Origin of the sequence: Streptomyces sp. NPDC006193, assembly GCF_040613915.1 — a bacterium.
Taxonomy (GTDB): Bacteria; Actinomycetota; Actinomycetes; order Streptomycetales; family Streptomycetaceae; genus Streptomyces.
Window position 1 is genome coordinate 107,481 of sequence record NZ_JBEXTB010000003.1, and the last position, 14,886, is coordinate 122,366.

Below are 14,886 nucleotides of genomic sequence, written 5' to 3' on the forward strand. Positions count from 1 at the left end.
GTCAGGGCCGTGGCCGTGGGGGACGGCTCCCGCTCAGGTCTCGGCTTGTGTCAGGCGGACCGCTTGCGTGACGCGGTCTTCCTCGCCGCCGTCTTCTTCGCCGGAGCCGCCGCAGCCGGCGGCGTCGAGCTCTTCGCCGTCGACCTGTCCGCCGTCGGCTCGGCCGCGCTCTTCGCGGTCGTCGTCTTCTTCGCCGTCCCCCCGGCCTTGGACGTCGCCTTGCGCGCCGTGGCCGTCTTCTTCGCGGCGGCCTTCGCCGTCTTCCCGCCGCCGGTCTCCTTCGGCTCGGCCCGCCCCCGCCGCAGCTGCCTGACCTCGGCCCCCTCGTCGGCGGCGGTTCCGCGGGACTCCCGCGCCGCCCGCACGCTGCTCTCCAGCGCGGCCATCAGGTCCAGCACCTTGCCGCCGTCCGCGGGTGCGGGGGCCTCGGGGGGCGCCTCGCCGGAGGCCTTGGCCGCGATGACCTCCTCCAGGGCCTCCCGGTACTCGTCGTGCAGGTCCTCCAAGTCGACCTCCCCGAGGGTGTCCATCAGGGCGTCCGCGAGGTCCAGCTCCTTGTCGCGGATGGTGACGGCGCTGTCCGGGGCGAGGCCCTCGGGGGCGCGGACCTCGTCGGGCCAGAGCAGGCCGTGCATGGCGATGGCGTCGCCGACGACCCGCAGCATGCCCAGGCGTTCGCGGCCGCGGAGGGCGTACTTGGCGACGGCGACCTTGTTGCTGCGTTTGAGGGCCTCGCGCAGGAGGGTGTACGGCTTGGCGGCGGGGGCCCCCGCGGCCGCGAGGTAGTAGGCCGCGTCCATCTGCAGGGGGTCGATCCGGTCGGCCGGCACGAAGGCGACGATCTCGATGGTCCGGGCGGTGGGAAGGGGCAGGTGGGACAGGTCCTCGTCGGTGATCGGGATGATCGTCCCGTCGGCGTCCTCGTAGCCCTTGCCGATCTCGGCCTGGGCGACCTCGCGGTCCTCCAGTTCGCACACCTTGCGGTAGCGGATGCGGCCGTTGTCCTCCATGTGGATCTGGCGGAAGGAGATGGCGTGGCTCTCCGTGGCGTTCACCAGCTTGATCGGGATGCTGACGAGGCCGAAGGAGATCGCGCCGTTCCAGATGGATCGCACGTGCCGCACCCTTCCTTTGCCGTTTTTTACGGTTTGTCTGGGATTGTCATCCTATGACGCCTATCACAGAGGTGGAGGGGCGCCGGGTCGCGCTCAGCAACCTGGAGAAGGTGCTGTATCCGGAGACCGGCTTCACCAAGGGGGAGCTGCTGCACTACTACGCGACCGCCGCCGCGGCCCTGCTGCCGCATCTGCGCGACCGCGCGGTGTCCTTCCTGCGCTTCCCGGACGGCCCGGACGGGCAGCTGTTCTTCTCCAAGAACGTGCCGCCGGGTACGCCCGACTGGGTCAGGACGGCCGAGGTGCCGCGGTCGTCGGCGGACAGTCCGGCGCGGATGGTGGTGGTGCAGGACCTGCCGAGCCTGGTCTGGGCGGCGAACCTGGTCACCGAGTTCCACACGCACCAGTGGCGGGTGCAGACGCCGGGCGAGGCCGACCGGCTGGTGTTCGACCTCGACCCGGGCGCGCCCGCGACGGTCGTGCACTGCTGCGAGGTCGCCCTGTGGCTGCGCGAGCGGCTCGCGGCGGACGGGATCGAGGCGTACCCGAAGACGGCCGGGTCGAAGGGGCTGCACCTGCTGGCGGCGGTGCGCGGGAGTTCGTCCGAGCGCACCAGCGAGTACGCGAAGGCGCTGGCGGTGGAGGCCGAGCGGGCGATGCCCCGGCTGGTGGTGCACCGGATGACCAAGAGCCTCAGGCCGGGGAAGGTGTTCGTCGACTGGAGCCAGAACGCGGCCCGCAAGACCACGGCCACGCCGTACACGCTGCGTGCCCGCCGGGCGCCGCTGGTGTCCGCGCCGGTGACCTGGGAGGAGGTCGCCGGCTGCCGCAGCCCCGGGCAGCTGGAGTTCCACGCCGACGACATCGCTCCGCGGCTGCGGGATCTCGGCGACCTGATGGCGCCCCTGACGGACCCGGCCGGCGCCGTGCCCCTGCCCTGACCGCAGCCCCTGCCCGCGCGGACCGCGCCGCAGCCCCGGCCGGCCCGGACAAGGGGTCCGCCCGCCCCGCCCGACGGCGCCGGCATCCGTGCCCGGCCGCGCCCCCGCCGCACCCGCACCCGCACCCGCACCCGCGCCCGGCTACAGCCTCGCCCAGGTGTTCCGGTCCCGGGCCATCCCGTGCAGGGCCTCCACGTCCGCCGGCTTGAGCACCCCGCCCAGCCGGGCCAGGCCCGCCAGCTCGGCGTCCTGCAGGATCCGCACCCGCCGCGGCTGCGCCGTCACGGTCACCTCCGCCGGGCCGGCCAGGGCCAGCAGCGGGCGGACCTCGGCGGTCAGGGCGTAGGAGGCGCGGTCGGCGTCGGCGCGCAGGCGGCGCAGCAGCGGCTCCGCCTCGCGGCGGCCCAGGGTGATCATGGGGTCGGCGACCAGCACCCGGGTCCTGCGGGCGTACAGGGCGTGCACGGTGAACAGGCCGCCGGGGCCGATCACCAGGTGGTGGATGCGGTCGCCGCCGGGCAGCGGGACGGAGTGCAGGGTGTGCCAGCCGGCGCCCTCCAGCTCCTCCAGGGCCCGGCCGACGGTCTCCTCGGCGGCCAGGGCGCGCCGGCGCGGGTCGGGGCGCAGCCGGCGGGCCGGGCCGGGGTCGCGGTCGAGGGCGACGAGCAGGGCCTCGCCGGGGCGGTTGGGGGCCAGGTCGTCGTCGGGGTGCAGGGTGAGCCGGGCGAGTTCCGCCGGGGTCGGGACCGGGGGCGGGCCCACGGTCACCGGGCCGGTGAGGAAGGGCCGCAGGGCGCGCAGCACGTCGTCGCCGTCGTCCGCGCCGAGCAGGTTGACCCGGCCGGCCTCGCGGTCGTACCAGGCGAGGGTGGTTCCGTCCGTGCGGCAGACGTACAGCCGTTCCCTGCCGTGCCGGTAGGCCGGCACCACGCGCAGTCCGCTCATGTGCCATCACCCCTCGACCATGGGAACAGGCGGGGCGCTCCCGGGCAAGACCGGTTACCGTGGAGGGCGGCCCTGCGAGGGGAAGTGGGGGAACGCCGTTGCGGATCCGCGGAGAGCAGCTCGGCGTACCGGCTCCGGACAGCCCGTGGAGCGAGATCGTGCCGGGCCTGTGGATGGGCGGGCACCAGTTCCGGGCGCGCTCCGGTGACCTGGAGTTCGCCGTCGTGCGCGACGAGTTCGACGTGGTGCAGACCCTGCTGCGGCTGCCGGGGTACGGGCCCGATCCGGGCGTGGAGCACCACGTGTGGCCGATCCCGGACGGCCCGCTGGACGGGACGCAGCTGGCCGGGGTGATCCGGCTGGCGCGGGCGGTGAACGAGGCGCTGGACGCCGGACGCCGGGTGCTCGTGCGCTGCTACCACGGGTACAACCGCTCGGGGCTGGTCGTCGCGCACGCCCTGGTCCAGCGGGGCCACCCGGCCGACGAGGCCATCCGGCTGATCCGGGCCCGGCGCTCGGCGTGGGCGCTGCACAACGAGCTGTTCGTGGAGTACCTGCGGGCGGGGCTGTCGACCGTGCGGCTGCTGGAGGACCTGGCCGAATAGCCTTGGCCGGTCCGCCGGGCGCCGCGGGCACGCAAAACGGACGTCCGCCGGGAACTGATCACACTTGCCTACGAACTGACGAATTAAGGTGTACGGGATCCCCTCCCCCGACGCCCAGGAGCACCGTGCCAGCCCGCCGCCCCGCGCGCACCGCCCTCGCCGTGGCCGCCGCCGCCCTGCTGACGGCGACGGCCGCGGCCTGCGGGGACACCGGCGGACTGCGCGGCGCCGGAGCGACCCCGAGCGCCGTCAGCCCCGTCCGGCTCTGGCCCGGTCTGCGGCCGGCGTCCAGCCCGGCGTACCCGTACGACGTGGCGACGCGGGAGACGGTGAAGGGCGTGACGGTGTCCGGCGGCGACGTCCGGACGGTGGATCCGGTGGACGTCGTCGAGGCGGAGCTGAGGGCGCACCCGGACGACTACGGCCCGAAGGGGGCGTACCGCGCGACGGCGGGCCGGATGCGGCAGTGCCGTCCGGGCGGGGACCGGGCCCGGTGCCCGCTGCTGGAGCCGTACCGCCGGGACCTCACCGGGGACGGCCGGGCGGAGCTGACGCTCGGCTTCCGGCTGTACCCGACCAATCAGACGGCGGTGCGGGTCTACACCGCCGAGGGGCGCCGGCTGGTGCAGGTGCTGGCCGACGACGACGCGATCGTCGGGGTGGCGCTGGCCAGGCGGGCGCTGATCGAGCGGTCGCCGGCCGACGTGTCCGGCTACGAGTACCGCACCACCTGGGTCTGGGACCCGGTGCAGCGCGCGATGGTGTTCTCCCGCGACGAGTACCTGCACGTCGGCGGCGGCCGGCACGGCAGGACGCCGTCCCCGCCGGCCCCGGCCCGGCCCTCACCGGGCGCGTCCTCCCGGAGCACGTCCTCCCCGAACTCGTCGTCCCCGGGCGCGTCCCCGCGCACGTCGTCCCCGGGCGTGCGATGAGGCCCGCGCTGCCCCACTGGGCCGGGACGCTCGCCGTCAAGGCCGCCGCGTTCATCACGGTGATGTGCTGTGCGCTGGCCGCGCTGCTCGGCGTGCTCGTGCACGTCTCGGTGACCGACCAGACCGTCGGCCAGGCACGCGACCTGGCGCTGTCCCGGCTCGCGGACGCCACGCGGGCGTACGAGGCCGGGGACACGCTGCTGCCGGGCGCCGGGGTGGACCCGGAGGGGCTGCCCGCGCCGCTGCGGGCGCTCGCGGCGCACGGGCGGCGCGGCACGATGGTCTCCGCGCACCACGGGCGTCCGACCATGTGGGCGGCGGGACCGGTGGCCGGGCACCGGGCGCTCGCGGTGGAGGTCGACTACGCGCAAGCGGCCCGCACCATCGCCGGTCTGGACGAGTCGATCCTGTGGTCCTCGGCGCCGGCCATCGGGGCGACCGTGCTGGTCGGGGTGTTCGCGGTGAGCCGGGTGACACGGCGGCTGCACGCCACCGCGCGGGTGGCCCGGCGGATCAGCGCCGGCGACCTGGACGCCCGGGTGGACGATCCGCGGACGAAGGATCCGACCCGGCCGCAGGACGAGGTGGCGGCGGTGGCCGCGGCCCTGGACTCGATGGCGTCGTCGCTGCAGAGCAAGCTGCTGAGCGAGCAGCGGTTCACCGCGGACGTGGCGCACGAGCTGCGCACCCCGCTCACCGGGCTGCACGCGGCGGCGGAGCTGCTGCCGCCGGGCCGGCCGACGGAACTGGTCCGCGACCGGGTCGCGGCGCTGCGCACCCTCACCGAGGACCTGCTGGAGATCTCCCGGCTGGACACCGGGCGGGAGGAGTCGGAGGTGGACACCGAGGAGCTGGGGGCGCTGGCCGCGCGGGTGGTGCGGGCGTCGGGCACCGACACGGAGGTGCGGATCGTGCGGGACGCCCGGGTGGAGACCGACCGGCGGCGGCTGGAGCGGGTGCTGGGGAACCTGGTGGCCAACGCGCACAAGCACGGGCGGCCGCCGGTGGTGCTCACCGTCGACGGGCCCGTGGTGACCGTGCGCGATCACGGGGACGGCTTCCCCGGGTACCTGGTGACGCACGGGCCGCAGCGGTTCCGCACGGAGGGCGGGGCCACGGGACACGGGCTGGGCCTGACCATCGCGGCGGGGCAGGCGGAGGTGCTGGGGGCGCGGCTCACGTTCGCCGACGCGCCGGACGGGGGCGCGGTGGCCACCCTGGCGCTGCCAGGGGCCGGGTAGGCCGCCGGCTTCGCGCCACGCTGGTGCTGACGCGCCGCCGGACAACACACGCAAGGCCGACTGTTTCGGTAGGTTCCGGGCATGACGAAGGCCGGAACCACCGTGGCGGCGGCCCCCGCTCCCCCGCGCGCCGTACGCCTCCCCCGGCGCCGGGGCGTCGAGCTCTCCCTGATCGTGCTGGCCGTGCTCCTGTCCGTGTACGGCTACTGCGCGGTGGGGCTGGCGAGGACCGGCGCCGTCCCGCCCGGCGCCGCCGGGTACGGCGCCGGGCTCGGTGTGCTCGCCCTGTTCGCGCACCTGGCGGTCCGGATCCGGGCGCCCTACGCCGATCCGCTGCCGCTGCCCATCGGCGTGCTGCTCAACGGGCTCGGGCTGGTGCTGATCTACCGGCTGGACCTGGAGACGCCGGGCGACCGGGCGGCACCCACCCAGCTGGTGTGGTCCACGCTCGGGGTGGCCCTGTTCATCGCTGTCGTGCTGGTGCTGCGCGACCACCGGGTGCTGCAGCGGTACGCGTACGTGTGCGTGGTGGCCGCCCTCGTCCTCCTGGTGCTGCCGATCCTGTTCCCGGCGGTCAACGGCGCCCGGATCTGGATCCGGGTCGCCGGGTTCTCCATCCAGCCGGGCGAGTTCGCGAAGGTGCTGCTCGCGGTGTTCTTCGCCGCCTATCTGGCCGCCAACCGCAGCGCGCTCGCGTACGCCGGCCGCCGGCTGTGGCGGATGCAGTTCCCGACCGGGCGGGTGCTCGGGCCGATCCTGACGATCTGGCTGGTGAGCGTGGGCGTGCTCGTCCTGGAACGGGACCTCGGGACCTCGCTGCTGTTCTTCGGGCTGTTCGTGGTGCTGCTGTACGTGGCCACCGGGCGGACCGGGTGGATCGCGGTCGGGCTGCTGCTGGCCGTGCTCGGCGCCGTGGCCGTCGGGCGGCTGGAACCGCACGTCCACGGGCGGATCGAGGACTGGCTGCACCCGTTCGCCACCATCGAGGCCGGGCAGGGCCCCAACCAGCTCGCCCAGTCCCTGTTCGCGTTCGCCGCGGGCGGGGTCCTCGGCACCGGGCTGGGGCTCGGGCACTCGATCCTGATCGGCTTCGCCGTCAAGTCGGACTTCATCCTGGCGACCGCCGGTGAGGAGCTGGGCCTCGCGGGACTCGCGGCGATCGTGCTGCTGTACGCGCTGCTGGTGGAGCGCGGCTACCGGGCGGGCCTGGCGCTGCGCGAGCCGTTCGGCCGGCTCCTCGCGGTGGGGCTCGCCTCGATCGTGGCGCTGCAGGTGTTCGTGATCGCGGGCGGGGTCACCGGGCTGATCCCGCTGACCGGCATGGCGATGCCGTTCCTCGCCCAGGGCGGCTCCTCGGTGGTCACCAACTGGGCGATCGTGGCGCTGCTGGTCCGGGTGAGCGACTCGGCGCGCAGCCAGTACGACGGCCGGGAGGCGCCGTGAGCGAGTACGGCCCCTTCCCCGACGGCGGGCGGCCGATGGCCCGGTACATCCGGCACGCCTCGGGGTTCTGCGCCCTGCTGCTGACGGCCCTGCTGGTCAACGCCACCCGGGTGCAGGTCGTCCAGTCCGGCGCGTACGACGGCAACCCGGCCAACCGCCGGGCCGTGATCGCCCGGTACCAGCAGCCGCGCGGGAACATCCTGGTGGACGGCGAGCCGGTCACGGGTTCCGTGGACACCGGCGAGCAGCTGCGCTGGGAACGCACCTACCGGGACGGCCCGTTGTACGCACCGGTCACCGGCTTCGCCTCGCAGACGTACGGCACCACGTTCCTGGAGCACACCGAGGACGGGGTGCTCGCCGGCACCGACCCGATGCTGGCGCCGCTGCCGGTGTGGCGGGACGTGACGCGCGGCCGGACGCCCGGCGGGGACGTCGCCACGACCCTGGACCGGCGGGCGCAGGAGGCCGCGTACCGGGGACTCGCCGGACGCAAGGGCGCGGTGGCCGCGATCGAGCCGGCCACGGGCCGTGTCCTGGCCCTGGTGACGAGCCCGTCGTACGACCCCTCCGAGCTGTCCGGCAACAGCGAGGCGGTGGCGTCGGCGTGGGCCCGGCTCAACCACGACCCGGAGAAGCCGATGCTCAACCGGGCGGTGCGGCAGACCTATCCGCCGGGTTCGACGTTCAAGGTGGTCACCGCGGCGGCGGCGCTGGACGCGGGCGTGGTCACGGACCTGGACGCGCCGACCGACTCCCCCGACCCCTACCGGCTGCCCGGCACCACCACCCGGCTGACCAACGAGGGCGACGGCTGCGCGGACGCCTCGGTACGGGAGGCCTTCGAGTGGTCCTGCAACACGGTCTTCGCCAAGCTGGGGGTGGACGTGGGCGTGCGGGACATGGCGACCACCGCCCAGGCGTTCGGATTCAACGACCCCGACCTGCGCATCCCGTTCGCCGTGTCGCCGAGCACCTTCGACACGCGGGTGGACCGGGCGCAGCTCGCACTGTCCTCCATCGGGCAGTACAACACGCGGGCCACGCCGCTGCAGATGGCGATGGTCGCGGCGGCGGTCGCCGACGGCGGCCGGCTGCGCCCGCCGTACCTGGTGGAGCGCACCGTCCGGCACGGCGGCGAGACGGTCGCCGGGAGCGGGGCCCGTCCGGGGCGGCAGGTGATGCGGCCCTCCACGGCGGCCCGGCTGAAGGAGCTGATGGCCGGCGTGGTCCGGGACGGCACCGGCACCCGGGCGGCCCTCCCCGGCGCGGTCGTCGGCGGCAAGACCGGCACCGCCCAGCACGGCATCGGCAACTCCGGGGCGCCGTACGCGTGGTTCGTCTCCTGGGCGCAGCCGGAGGACGCGCCGGAGCCGCAGGTGGCGGTCGCGGTGGTGGTGGAGGACGCCTCGGCGGACCGGGGCGAGATCAGCGGCGGCGGGGACGCGGCGCCGATCGCCAAGGAGGTGATGCGGGCGGTTCTCGACCGGTGAGGCGGCGGGCCCCGGCGGCGGGCGGCTCCGTCCCGGGGCCGCGGAAGGGCTCGGGGAACGCCGCCGGCGCCGGGGCCGCGCCGGCCGATGCCGTCAGCCGACCGGCTGGAGCATCTCGGTGCGGATTTTCAGGGTGTTGCGGGCGGCCGCGTCCAGGTCCACGTCGGCGGGGTCCTTCCCGGACGTGGTGATCTCGCCGACGACGGCCGCCGTGTTGCCGTCCGCCCAGGCGCAGACCGGGTAGGTCAGCTCGGCGAGCGAGGTCTTCTGGGTGAGGACCTGGCACAGGACGGTGGTCTCCGCGCCGGCGGGGGTGACGTCCCGCGGCGGCTCCTCGACCGTCACGCTGCCGGACTCGGCGGCGCCCTTGAGCATGTTCCGGCGGACCGCCGCCTCGTTCTTGAACCGGCCGTACATGCCGGACACGAGCAGCATGCCCTGGGACTCGCCGCCGTCCGGGCTGTAGCGGCCGACCGCGGCGTGGATGTCCTTGGCGTCCCAGGCGCCGTCGGCCTCCTGCTCGACCTTCTTGCCCTCGGTGCCGGACAGGTCCTGGGCGAGCGTGTACTCGTCGTCCAGCAACGTGTGCGGCAGGGTCAGCCTGTTCTTCGCCTCGGGGAAGCCGCTGCCGGCCGCGACCCCGATCAGGACGAGCACCACGGTCACCGAGGCGACGACGCCGCCGACGATGCCGAGCACCAGGCCGACCCGGCGTTTCCTCGGGGGCGGGCCCATGGGCGGCGCGCCCCAGGCGGGGTAGGGCGGCTGCGGGTAGGGCGGCTGCTGGGGGTAGGGCTGGGGCGGGTAGGGCTGCTGCTGGGGGTACGGCGAGCCGTAGGGCCCGGGGGGCTGCGGGGAGTGCGGGGGCTGGCCGTACGGGTACTGCGGCTGCTGCGGCGGCGGAGGCATGGACACGCCAGCACGCTACTGCACCCGGGTGACGGGACCGGCATCGCACCCCGTCCGGTCGGGTCTCCGCGGCGCCCGACCCGATCGCCGCCTCCGCCTCGGCCGCCCGTGCCCGTTCCTCCGCGGCGAAGCGTTCAACGTGGCCGGGCCGGCAAGTGCTGCGCGGGGGATTGACGCCCTTGCTGACAGGCAGTCTCATAAGAACGGACGACTACCCCCGGGCAACGAGGTGAGGGAGCCATGACGACCCTGACGGAAGCGGACGCGGTGGACGGACTGCGCGACGCGCTCGGCCTGCTCAAGGACCGGGAACAGGTGGCCGAACGGCTGCTCGTCTCTTCCGCCAGGCACTCCTTCGACCCGGACGAGGAGCTGGACTGGGACGCGCCCTTCGAGGAGGGCAAGTGGTTCTGGCCGCCGGAGCTGGTGTCCCTCTACGGCACCCCGCTGTGGAAGCGGATGGGCGAGGAGCAGCGCATCCTGCTCTCCCGGCACGAGGCGGCGGCGCTGGCCTCGCTCGGCATCTGGTTCGAGATCATCCTGATGCAGCTGCTGGTGCGGCACATCTACGACAAGGCGGCGACCAGCGCGCACGTGCGGTACGCGCTCACCGAGATCGAGGACGAGTGCCGGCACTCGAAGATGTTCGCGCGGCTCATCGCGCACGGCGGCACGCCCTGGTACCCGGTCAGCCGGGTCCACCAGAACCTCGGGCGCCTGTTCAAGACGGTCTCCACGACCCCCGGCTCCTTCACCGCCACGCTGCTCGGCGAGGAGGTCCTGGACTGGATGCAGCGGCTGACGTTCCCCGACGAGCGGGTCCAGCCGCTGATCCGGGGCGTCACGCGGATCCACGTGGTGGAGGAGGCGCGGCACGTCCGGTACGCCCGTGAGGAGCTGCGGCGCCAGATGGTGACCGCGCCGAGGTGGTCGCGGGAGTTCACCCGGATCACGTCCGGGGAGTTCGCACGGGTGTTCTCGGTCGCCTTCGTGAACCCCGCGGTGTACACCGCCGTCGGCCTCGACAGGCGGGAGGCCCTCGCGCAGGTGAAGGCGAGCGGGCACCGGCGGGAGGTCATGCAGACGGGGGCGAAGCGGCTGACCGACTTCCTGGACGACATCGGCGTCCTGCGGGGCGTCGGCCGCCGGCTGTGGCGGTCGTCGGGGCTGCTGGCGTAGCGCGGGCCGGGGGCGGGGCGGCCGCGGGCCCGGTGAGCCGGCTCGTGCCGGCGGTTCGGTTAGGCTGGCGCCGCGGCCGGGGTGATCATGTGATTGCCGTGGTCGCAGTCGTCGACCGACATCAGACACACGGGGTTCGAAGTGACCATTGTCAAGCGCATGGCCCGCTCTGCGGGTGTGATGGCCGCCGCCGGATGCATCGGCGTGGCCGTCATGACCACACCCGCCCAGGCCGCGAGCGGGGACTGCGAGAAGAACTACACCTGCGTCTGGTCCGGGGAGCACTTCACGGGCCGGACCGGCAAGATCAACACTCAGCTCGGCCAGTGCTACGACAGCCGTTCCGTCGGTGCCCGGTCGATCAACAACAACACGCGGCACATGCTCAACCTGTACTCCAAGAAGGACTGCAAGGGCTCCGTCTTCTCCATGAACTGGGGCGTGAAGACCGGCGACGGGTTCCCGTTCCCCGTCATGAGCTTCAAGGCCGCCAACTGACCGACGGCCACCGCACGGCCGGCTCCGGCCTCCGGGCCGGGGCCGGCCTCCGGCCCGGCCAGCGCGATCCCGGCCGCCCGGTTACCCTGCGGCTCATGACCCCGCAGGCCCCCACCCCCGCCTACCGCCGGCTCAGCGTCGAGGAGCGCCGCAGCCAGCTGCTCGGCGCCGCGCTGGACCTCTTCGCGCACCGCGCCCCCGAGGACGTCTCGCTGGACGACGTGGCGGAGGCGGCCGGGGTCTCGCGGCCGCTGGTCTACCGGTACTTCCCGGGCGGCAAGCAGCAGCTGTACGAGGCCGCGCTGCGGTCGGCCGCCGACGAGCTCCAGCAGTGCTTCGACGAGCCCCGCGAGGGCCCGCCGATGCTCCGCCTGTCCCGCGCCCTGGACCGCTATCTGGCCTTCGTGGACCAGCACGGCACCGGCTTCAGCGCGCTGCTGCAGGGGGGCAGCGTGGTGGAGACCTCCCGCACCACCGCCATCGTCGACGAGGTGCGCCGGGTCGCCGCCGAGCACATCTACCGGCACCTGGGCGTCACCGGACCCGGCCCCCGGCTGCGCATGACCGTCCGGATGTGGATCACCGCCGTGGAGGCGGCCTCCCTGATCTGGCTGGACGAGGGCCGGCAGCCCCCGGCCGGGGAGCTGCGCGACTGGCTGGTGGAGCAGTTCATGGCCGTCCTCACCGTCACCGCGGGCCGGGACCCGCAGACGGCCGCCCTCGTCGGCGCGCTCACCGGGGAAGGCTGAGACTGGAACCGTGAAGAGCCAGGACACCCCGTTCGAGGGCGGCCCCATGGACGGGCGCGTGCTGCCCGTGCTGCTGGGCCCCACCGGGCATCCCCCGAAGACGTACCGCATTCCCGTCCCCGACCCGGCGGGCGGCCCGCCCACGGTGCTGGTCTACCGGCGCGTCCCGCGCGGGCACGGCGGCGCCCCCTCGCGGGGGCGGGGCCGGGCGTGGGCGAGGCTGGGGCTGGTCCAGGGCTGGACGTACCGGTACGACCCGGACGACCGGTCCGGCGGCAGGCTCAGGTGGCCGTGGTCGCGACCGGACGCCGGGCCGTCCGGCAAGCCGGATGACGCGAAGGGGTGAAAGCGCTGCGCCGTCTCGCGCAGGCGTCCCCCCTGAACCGGGCCGACACGTCTGATTATCACCTTTCATACGAGAGGCGGAGCGTCCGTCTCCCCGCATCCGAGGTGATGACGTGTCAGGAGTGCTTCTGCGTTGGGCCTGTACGGCCGCGGTCGCGGCCCAGGCCGTCCTCGCGCCCGTACCGGCCGCGGCCGCGCCGGACCCGCAGCCGTCCGTCGCCCGGCTGCTGACGGACCTTCAGCGGCTGTACCGGCAGACCGAACAGGCCACCGAGACCTACAACGCCACGAGCGAGCAACTGCGGCGGCAGCGCGCCGAGGTGGCCCGCCTCGACGCCGAACTGGCCCGCGCCCGGCTCGCCCTGCAGGGCGGCCGGGCCGACGCCGGACGCCTGGCCCGCCAGCAGTACCAGAACAGCGGCGGGCTCGGCCCCTACGTCCGCCTCCTGCTCGCCCCCGACCCGCAGCACGCGCTGGACGAGGGACACGTCATCGGCGAGCTGGCGCGCGCGAGGGTGAGGACGGTGGCCCGGCTGACCGCCGCGGAGGAACGGAAGGACGCGCTGGCCCGGGCGGCCCGCAAGGCCCTGGACACCCAGCAGACGCTGGCCGGCCGGCAGCGCAGACAGCGCGACGAGGTGCGGGCGAGCCTGGCCGGCGTGGAGCGCATGCTGGCCGGCCTCAGCGCGGACCAGCTCGCGGCCGTGGCCCGGCTGGAGCAGCAGTCGGTCACCGCGGCCCAGCAGCGCCTGACCGCCGCGGGCGCCCTGCCCGCCGCCCGCCCCGCCTCACCGGCCGGCGACCGCGCGGTCCACTACGCCCTCGACCAGCTCGGCAAGCCGTACGCCTGGGGCGCGCAGGGCCCCGACGCGTACGACTGCTCGGGCCTGACCGCCGAGGCCTGGTCCCACGCCGGCACCCCGATCCCGCGCACCAGCCAGGAGCAGTGGCAGCGGCTGCGGAAGGTCCCGCTCAGGGACCTCCGCCCGGGGGACCTGGTGGTCTACTTCCCCGAGGCGACGCACGTGGCGATGTACGTCGGGGACGGCAAGGTCGTCCAGGCGCCGCGGCCGGGCGGCAAGGTGACCGTCTCGCCGCTCGCGTCCTATCCGGTGCTCGGCGCCGTCCGCCCGGACGACTCCGCCCGGTGAGAACGCCGCCGGGCGCCCGCCTGGGGGAGGCGGGCGCCCGGAAGGCGCGGAACGGGACGTGCGGGGCGGGCGGGACGCCGTCAGGCCCCGGTGACGGACGCCAGGTAGGCCCCGGTCTTCTCCGGGTCGTAGAAGAAGTTCTCGAAGTCGGCCGGGTCGTTGAAGGCGTTGGCGAAGCGGTCCGCCACCGGCTGCAGCTGCCCGGCGGCGCCGATGAGGTTCAGCACGTGCTCCGGCGGCGGGGCCAGCATGGCGTTGGTCCACTTGGTGACGTGCTGCGCGGTGGCCCAGTACCGGTCGAAGGTGGCCCGCATCCACTCCTCGTCGAACGGCTTGTCGCCCCGCTCGAGGATCGACGCGAGGTAGGCGGCCGCGCACTTGGACGCCGAGTTGGCGCCCTGGCCGGTGATCGGGTCGTTGGCGACGACCACGTCGGCCACGCCGAGGACCAGGCCGCCGGAGGGCAGCCGCCCGACGGGGTTGCGGACGGTCGGGGCGTAACGGCCGGCCAGCGTGCCGCCGGCGTCGGTCAGTTCGACCTTCGTGGCCCGCGCGTACTCCCAGGGAGTGAACTTCTCCATGAGTTCCAGGGTCAGGGAGAGGTGCTCCGCCGGGTCCTTGACGCCCGCGAAGACGTCGAGCGGGCCGCCGGGTATGCCCTCCCAGAACAGGATGTCGGCCGGGCCGGAGGTGGTCAGCGTCGGCATGACGAACAGCTCGCCGACGCCGGGGACCAGGTTGCAGCGCACCGCCAGGAAGTCCGGGTGCTCGGGACGCGGGCCGAGCCCGTGGACGTACGCCACCGCCAGCGCCCGCTGCGGCTCGCTGTACGGGGAGCGCTCCGGGTCGCGGGCGAACATCGACACCAGTTCGCCCTTGCCGGCCGCCACCATCACGAGGTCGTAGGCGCGGGAGAAGTAGTCGAGGTCGCCGACCGCCGCGCCGTGGATGACGAGCTGGCCGCCGCGCTGCGCGAAGGTCTCCATCCAGCCCGCCATCTTGACCCGCTGGTCGACCGACTGCGCGTACCCGTCCAGCCGGCCCACCCAGTCGATGGCCCGCTGGGTGGGGCCCGGGTCGTGGGAGCCGGGGGCCGCGACCGAGACGCCGAGTCCTTCGATCTTCGGGGCCTGGGACTCCCAGAAGTTCAGCTGGAGATCGCGCTCGTGCTGCAGAGCGGTGTCGAACATGCACTGCGTCGACATGACCCGGCCGGAGCGGATCTCGTCCGCGGTCCGGTTCGACATCAGGGTGACCTCGTAGCCGTGCGACTGCAGGCCGAGGGCGAGCTGGAGCCCGGACTGGCCGGCTCCGACGACGAGTATCTTCCGCATGCGGGT

General features: G+C 74.5%; 15 protein-coding genes. 11 read left to right on the forward strand and 4 right to left on the reverse strand.

Annotated features, from left to right (window positions below):
* Positions 1 to 50: 50 nt before the first annotated feature.
* A complete protein-coding gene (locus tag ABZ261_RS04260) occupies positions 51 to 1,124 on the reverse strand; it encodes a Ku protein (RefSeq protein WP_356855103.1) in 1,074 nt (357 codons plus the stop codon).
* A gap of 44 nt (positions 1,125 to 1,168) precedes the next feature.
* Between ABZ261_RS04260 and ligD the strand changes: the two genes are divergently transcribed.
* On the forward strand, positions 1,169 to 2,056 hold the full coding sequence (gene ligD, locus ABZ261_RS04265) for a non-homologous end-joining DNA ligase (RefSeq protein ID WP_356855105.1): 888 nt from the start codon (positions 1,169 to 1,171) through the stop codon (positions 2,054 to 2,056).
* Between the two features lie 141 nt (positions 2,057 to 2,197).
* Here ligD and ABZ261_RS04270 read toward each other — a convergent pair whose 3' ends face one another.
* Complete coding sequence (locus ABZ261_RS04270) at positions 2,198 to 3,001, reverse strand: nuclease-related domain-containing protein (RefSeq protein WP_356855107.1); 804 nt, start codon at positions 2,999 to 3,001, stop codon at positions 2,198 to 2,200.
* Between the two features lie 98 nt (positions 3,002 to 3,099).
* Between ABZ261_RS04270 and ABZ261_RS04275 the strand changes: the two genes are divergently transcribed.
* From ABZ261_RS04275 to ABZ261_RS04295, 5 genes are all read left to right on the forward strand, one after another.
* Positions 3,100 to 3,606 carry a dual specificity protein phosphatase family protein gene (locus ABZ261_RS04275; RefSeq protein ID WP_356855109.1) on the forward strand — a complete coding sequence of 169 codons (507 nt, stop codon included), beginning with the start codon at positions 3,100 to 3,102 and terminating at the stop codon, positions 3,604 to 3,606.
* Between the two features lie 125 nt (positions 3,607 to 3,731).
* Positions 3,732 to 4,538, forward strand: a complete 807-nt coding sequence (locus ABZ261_RS04280; RefSeq protein ID WP_356855111.1) for a hypothetical protein — start codon at positions 3,732 to 3,734, stop codon at positions 4,536 to 4,538.
* Positions 4,535 to 5,779 carry a HAMP domain-containing sensor histidine kinase gene (locus tag ABZ261_RS04285; RefSeq protein WP_356855113.1) on the forward strand — a complete coding sequence of 415 codons (1,245 nt, stop codon included), beginning with the start codon at positions 4,535 to 4,537 and terminating at the stop codon, positions 5,777 to 5,779. Before ABZ261_RS04280 ends, ABZ261_RS04285 begins: the two co-directional genes overlap by 4 nt.
* 81 nt (positions 5,780 to 5,860) lie before the next feature.
* Positions 5,861 to 7,222, forward strand: a complete 1,362-nt coding sequence (locus tag ABZ261_RS04290) for an FtsW/RodA/SpoVE family cell cycle protein (protein WP_356855115.1) — start codon at positions 5,861 to 5,863, stop codon at positions 7,220 to 7,222.
* Between the two features lie 35 nt (positions 7,223 to 7,257).
* Entirely contained in the window at positions 7,258 to 8,715 is a 1,458-nt protein-coding gene (locus tag ABZ261_RS04295) for a penicillin-binding transpeptidase domain-containing protein (protein WP_356855551.1), read from the forward strand.
* 93 nt (positions 8,716 to 8,808) lie between these two features.
* Here the strand turns inward: ABZ261_RS04295 and ABZ261_RS04300 are convergent, their stop codons facing one another.
* Positions 8,809 to 9,624, reverse strand: a complete 816-nt coding sequence (locus ABZ261_RS04300) for a hypothetical protein (RefSeq protein ID WP_356855553.1) — start codon at positions 9,622 to 9,624, stop codon at positions 8,809 to 8,811.
* A 240-nt stretch (positions 9,625 to 9,864) separates the two neighbouring features.
* Here ABZ261_RS04300 and ABZ261_RS04305 point away from each other — a divergent pair, with 240 nt between their 5' ends.
* From ABZ261_RS04305 to ABZ261_RS04325, 5 genes are all read left to right on the forward strand, one after another.
* The gene (locus tag ABZ261_RS04305) at positions 9,865 to 10,803 is read left to right on the forward strand and encodes a diiron oxygenase (protein WP_356855116.1); all 939 of its coding nucleotides are present in this window, start codon (positions 9,865 to 9,867) and stop codon (positions 10,801 to 10,803) included.
* A 159-nt stretch (positions 10,804 to 10,962) separates the two neighbouring features.
* Positions 10,963 to 11,301 carry a peptidase inhibitor family I36 protein gene (locus tag ABZ261_RS04310; RefSeq protein WP_356855118.1) on the forward strand — a complete coding sequence of 113 codons (339 nt, stop codon included), beginning with the start codon at positions 10,963 to 10,965 and terminating at the stop codon, positions 11,299 to 11,301.
* Positions 11,302 to 11,396: 95 nt separating this feature from the next.
* Positions 11,397 to 12,050, forward strand: coding sequence for a TetR/AcrR family transcriptional regulator (locus tag ABZ261_RS04315; RefSeq protein WP_356855120.1), 654 nt, complete (start codon positions 11,397 to 11,399; stop codon positions 12,048 to 12,050).
* A gap of 10 nt (positions 12,051 to 12,060) precedes the next feature.
* Positions 12,061 to 12,396, forward strand: coding sequence for a hypothetical protein (locus tag ABZ261_RS04320; RefSeq protein ID WP_356855122.1), 336 nt, complete (start codon positions 12,061 to 12,063; stop codon positions 12,394 to 12,396).
* Between the two features lie 112 nt (positions 12,397 to 12,508).
* Positions 12,509 to 13,546, forward strand: a complete 1,038-nt coding sequence (locus ABZ261_RS04325) for a C40 family peptidase (RefSeq protein WP_356855124.1) — start codon at positions 12,509 to 12,511, stop codon at positions 13,544 to 13,546.
* Between the two features lie 80 nt (positions 13,547 to 13,626).
* Here ABZ261_RS04325 and ABZ261_RS04330 read toward each other — a convergent pair whose 3' ends face one another.
* A complete protein-coding gene (locus tag ABZ261_RS04330; protein ID WP_356855126.1) occupies positions 13,627 to 14,880 on the reverse strand; it encodes a styrene monooxygenase/indole monooxygenase family protein in 1,254 nt (417 codons plus the stop codon).
* Positions 14,881 to 14,886 lie beyond the last annotated feature (6 nt).

Coding starts and splice junctions, on each gene's coding strand:
- ABZ261_RS04330 (WP_356855126.1), bottom strand. CDS start 14,880: ATGCGGAAGATACTCGTCGTCGGAGCCGGCCAGTCCGGGCTCCAGCTC.
- ABZ261_RS04290 (WP_356855115.1), top strand. CDS start 5,861: ATGACGAAGGCCGGAACCACCGTGGCGGCGGCCCCCGCTCCCCCGCGC.
- ABZ261_RS04285 (WP_356855113.1), top strand. CDS start 4,535: ATGAGGCCCGCGCTGCCCCACTGGGCCGGGACGCTCGCCGTCAAGGCC.
- ligD (WP_356855105.1), top strand. CDS start 1,169: ATGACGCCTATCACAGAGGTGGAGGGGCGCCGGGTCGCGCTCAGCAAC.
- ABZ261_RS04310 (WP_356855118.1), top strand. CDS start 10,963: ATGGCCCGCTCTGCGGGTGTGATGGCCGCCGCCGGATGCATCGGCGTG.
- ABZ261_RS04300 (WP_356855553.1), bottom strand. CDS start 9,624: ATGCCTCCGCCGCCGCAGCAGCCGCAGTACCCGTACGGCCAGCCCCCG.
- ABZ261_RS04305 (WP_356855116.1), top strand. CDS start 9,865: ATGACGACCCTGACGGAAGCGGACGCGGTGGACGGACTGCGCGACGCG.
- ABZ261_RS04270 (WP_356855107.1), bottom strand. CDS start 3,001: ATGAGCGGACTGCGCGTGGTGCCGGCCTACCGGCACGGCAGGGAACGG.
- ABZ261_RS04295 (WP_356855551.1), top strand. CDS start 7,258: ATGGCCCGGTACATCCGGCACGCCTCGGGGTTCTGCGCCCTGCTGCTG.
- ABZ261_RS04315 (WP_356855120.1), top strand. CDS start 11,397: ATGACCCCGCAGGCCCCCACCCCCGCCTACCGCCGGCTCAGCGTCGAG.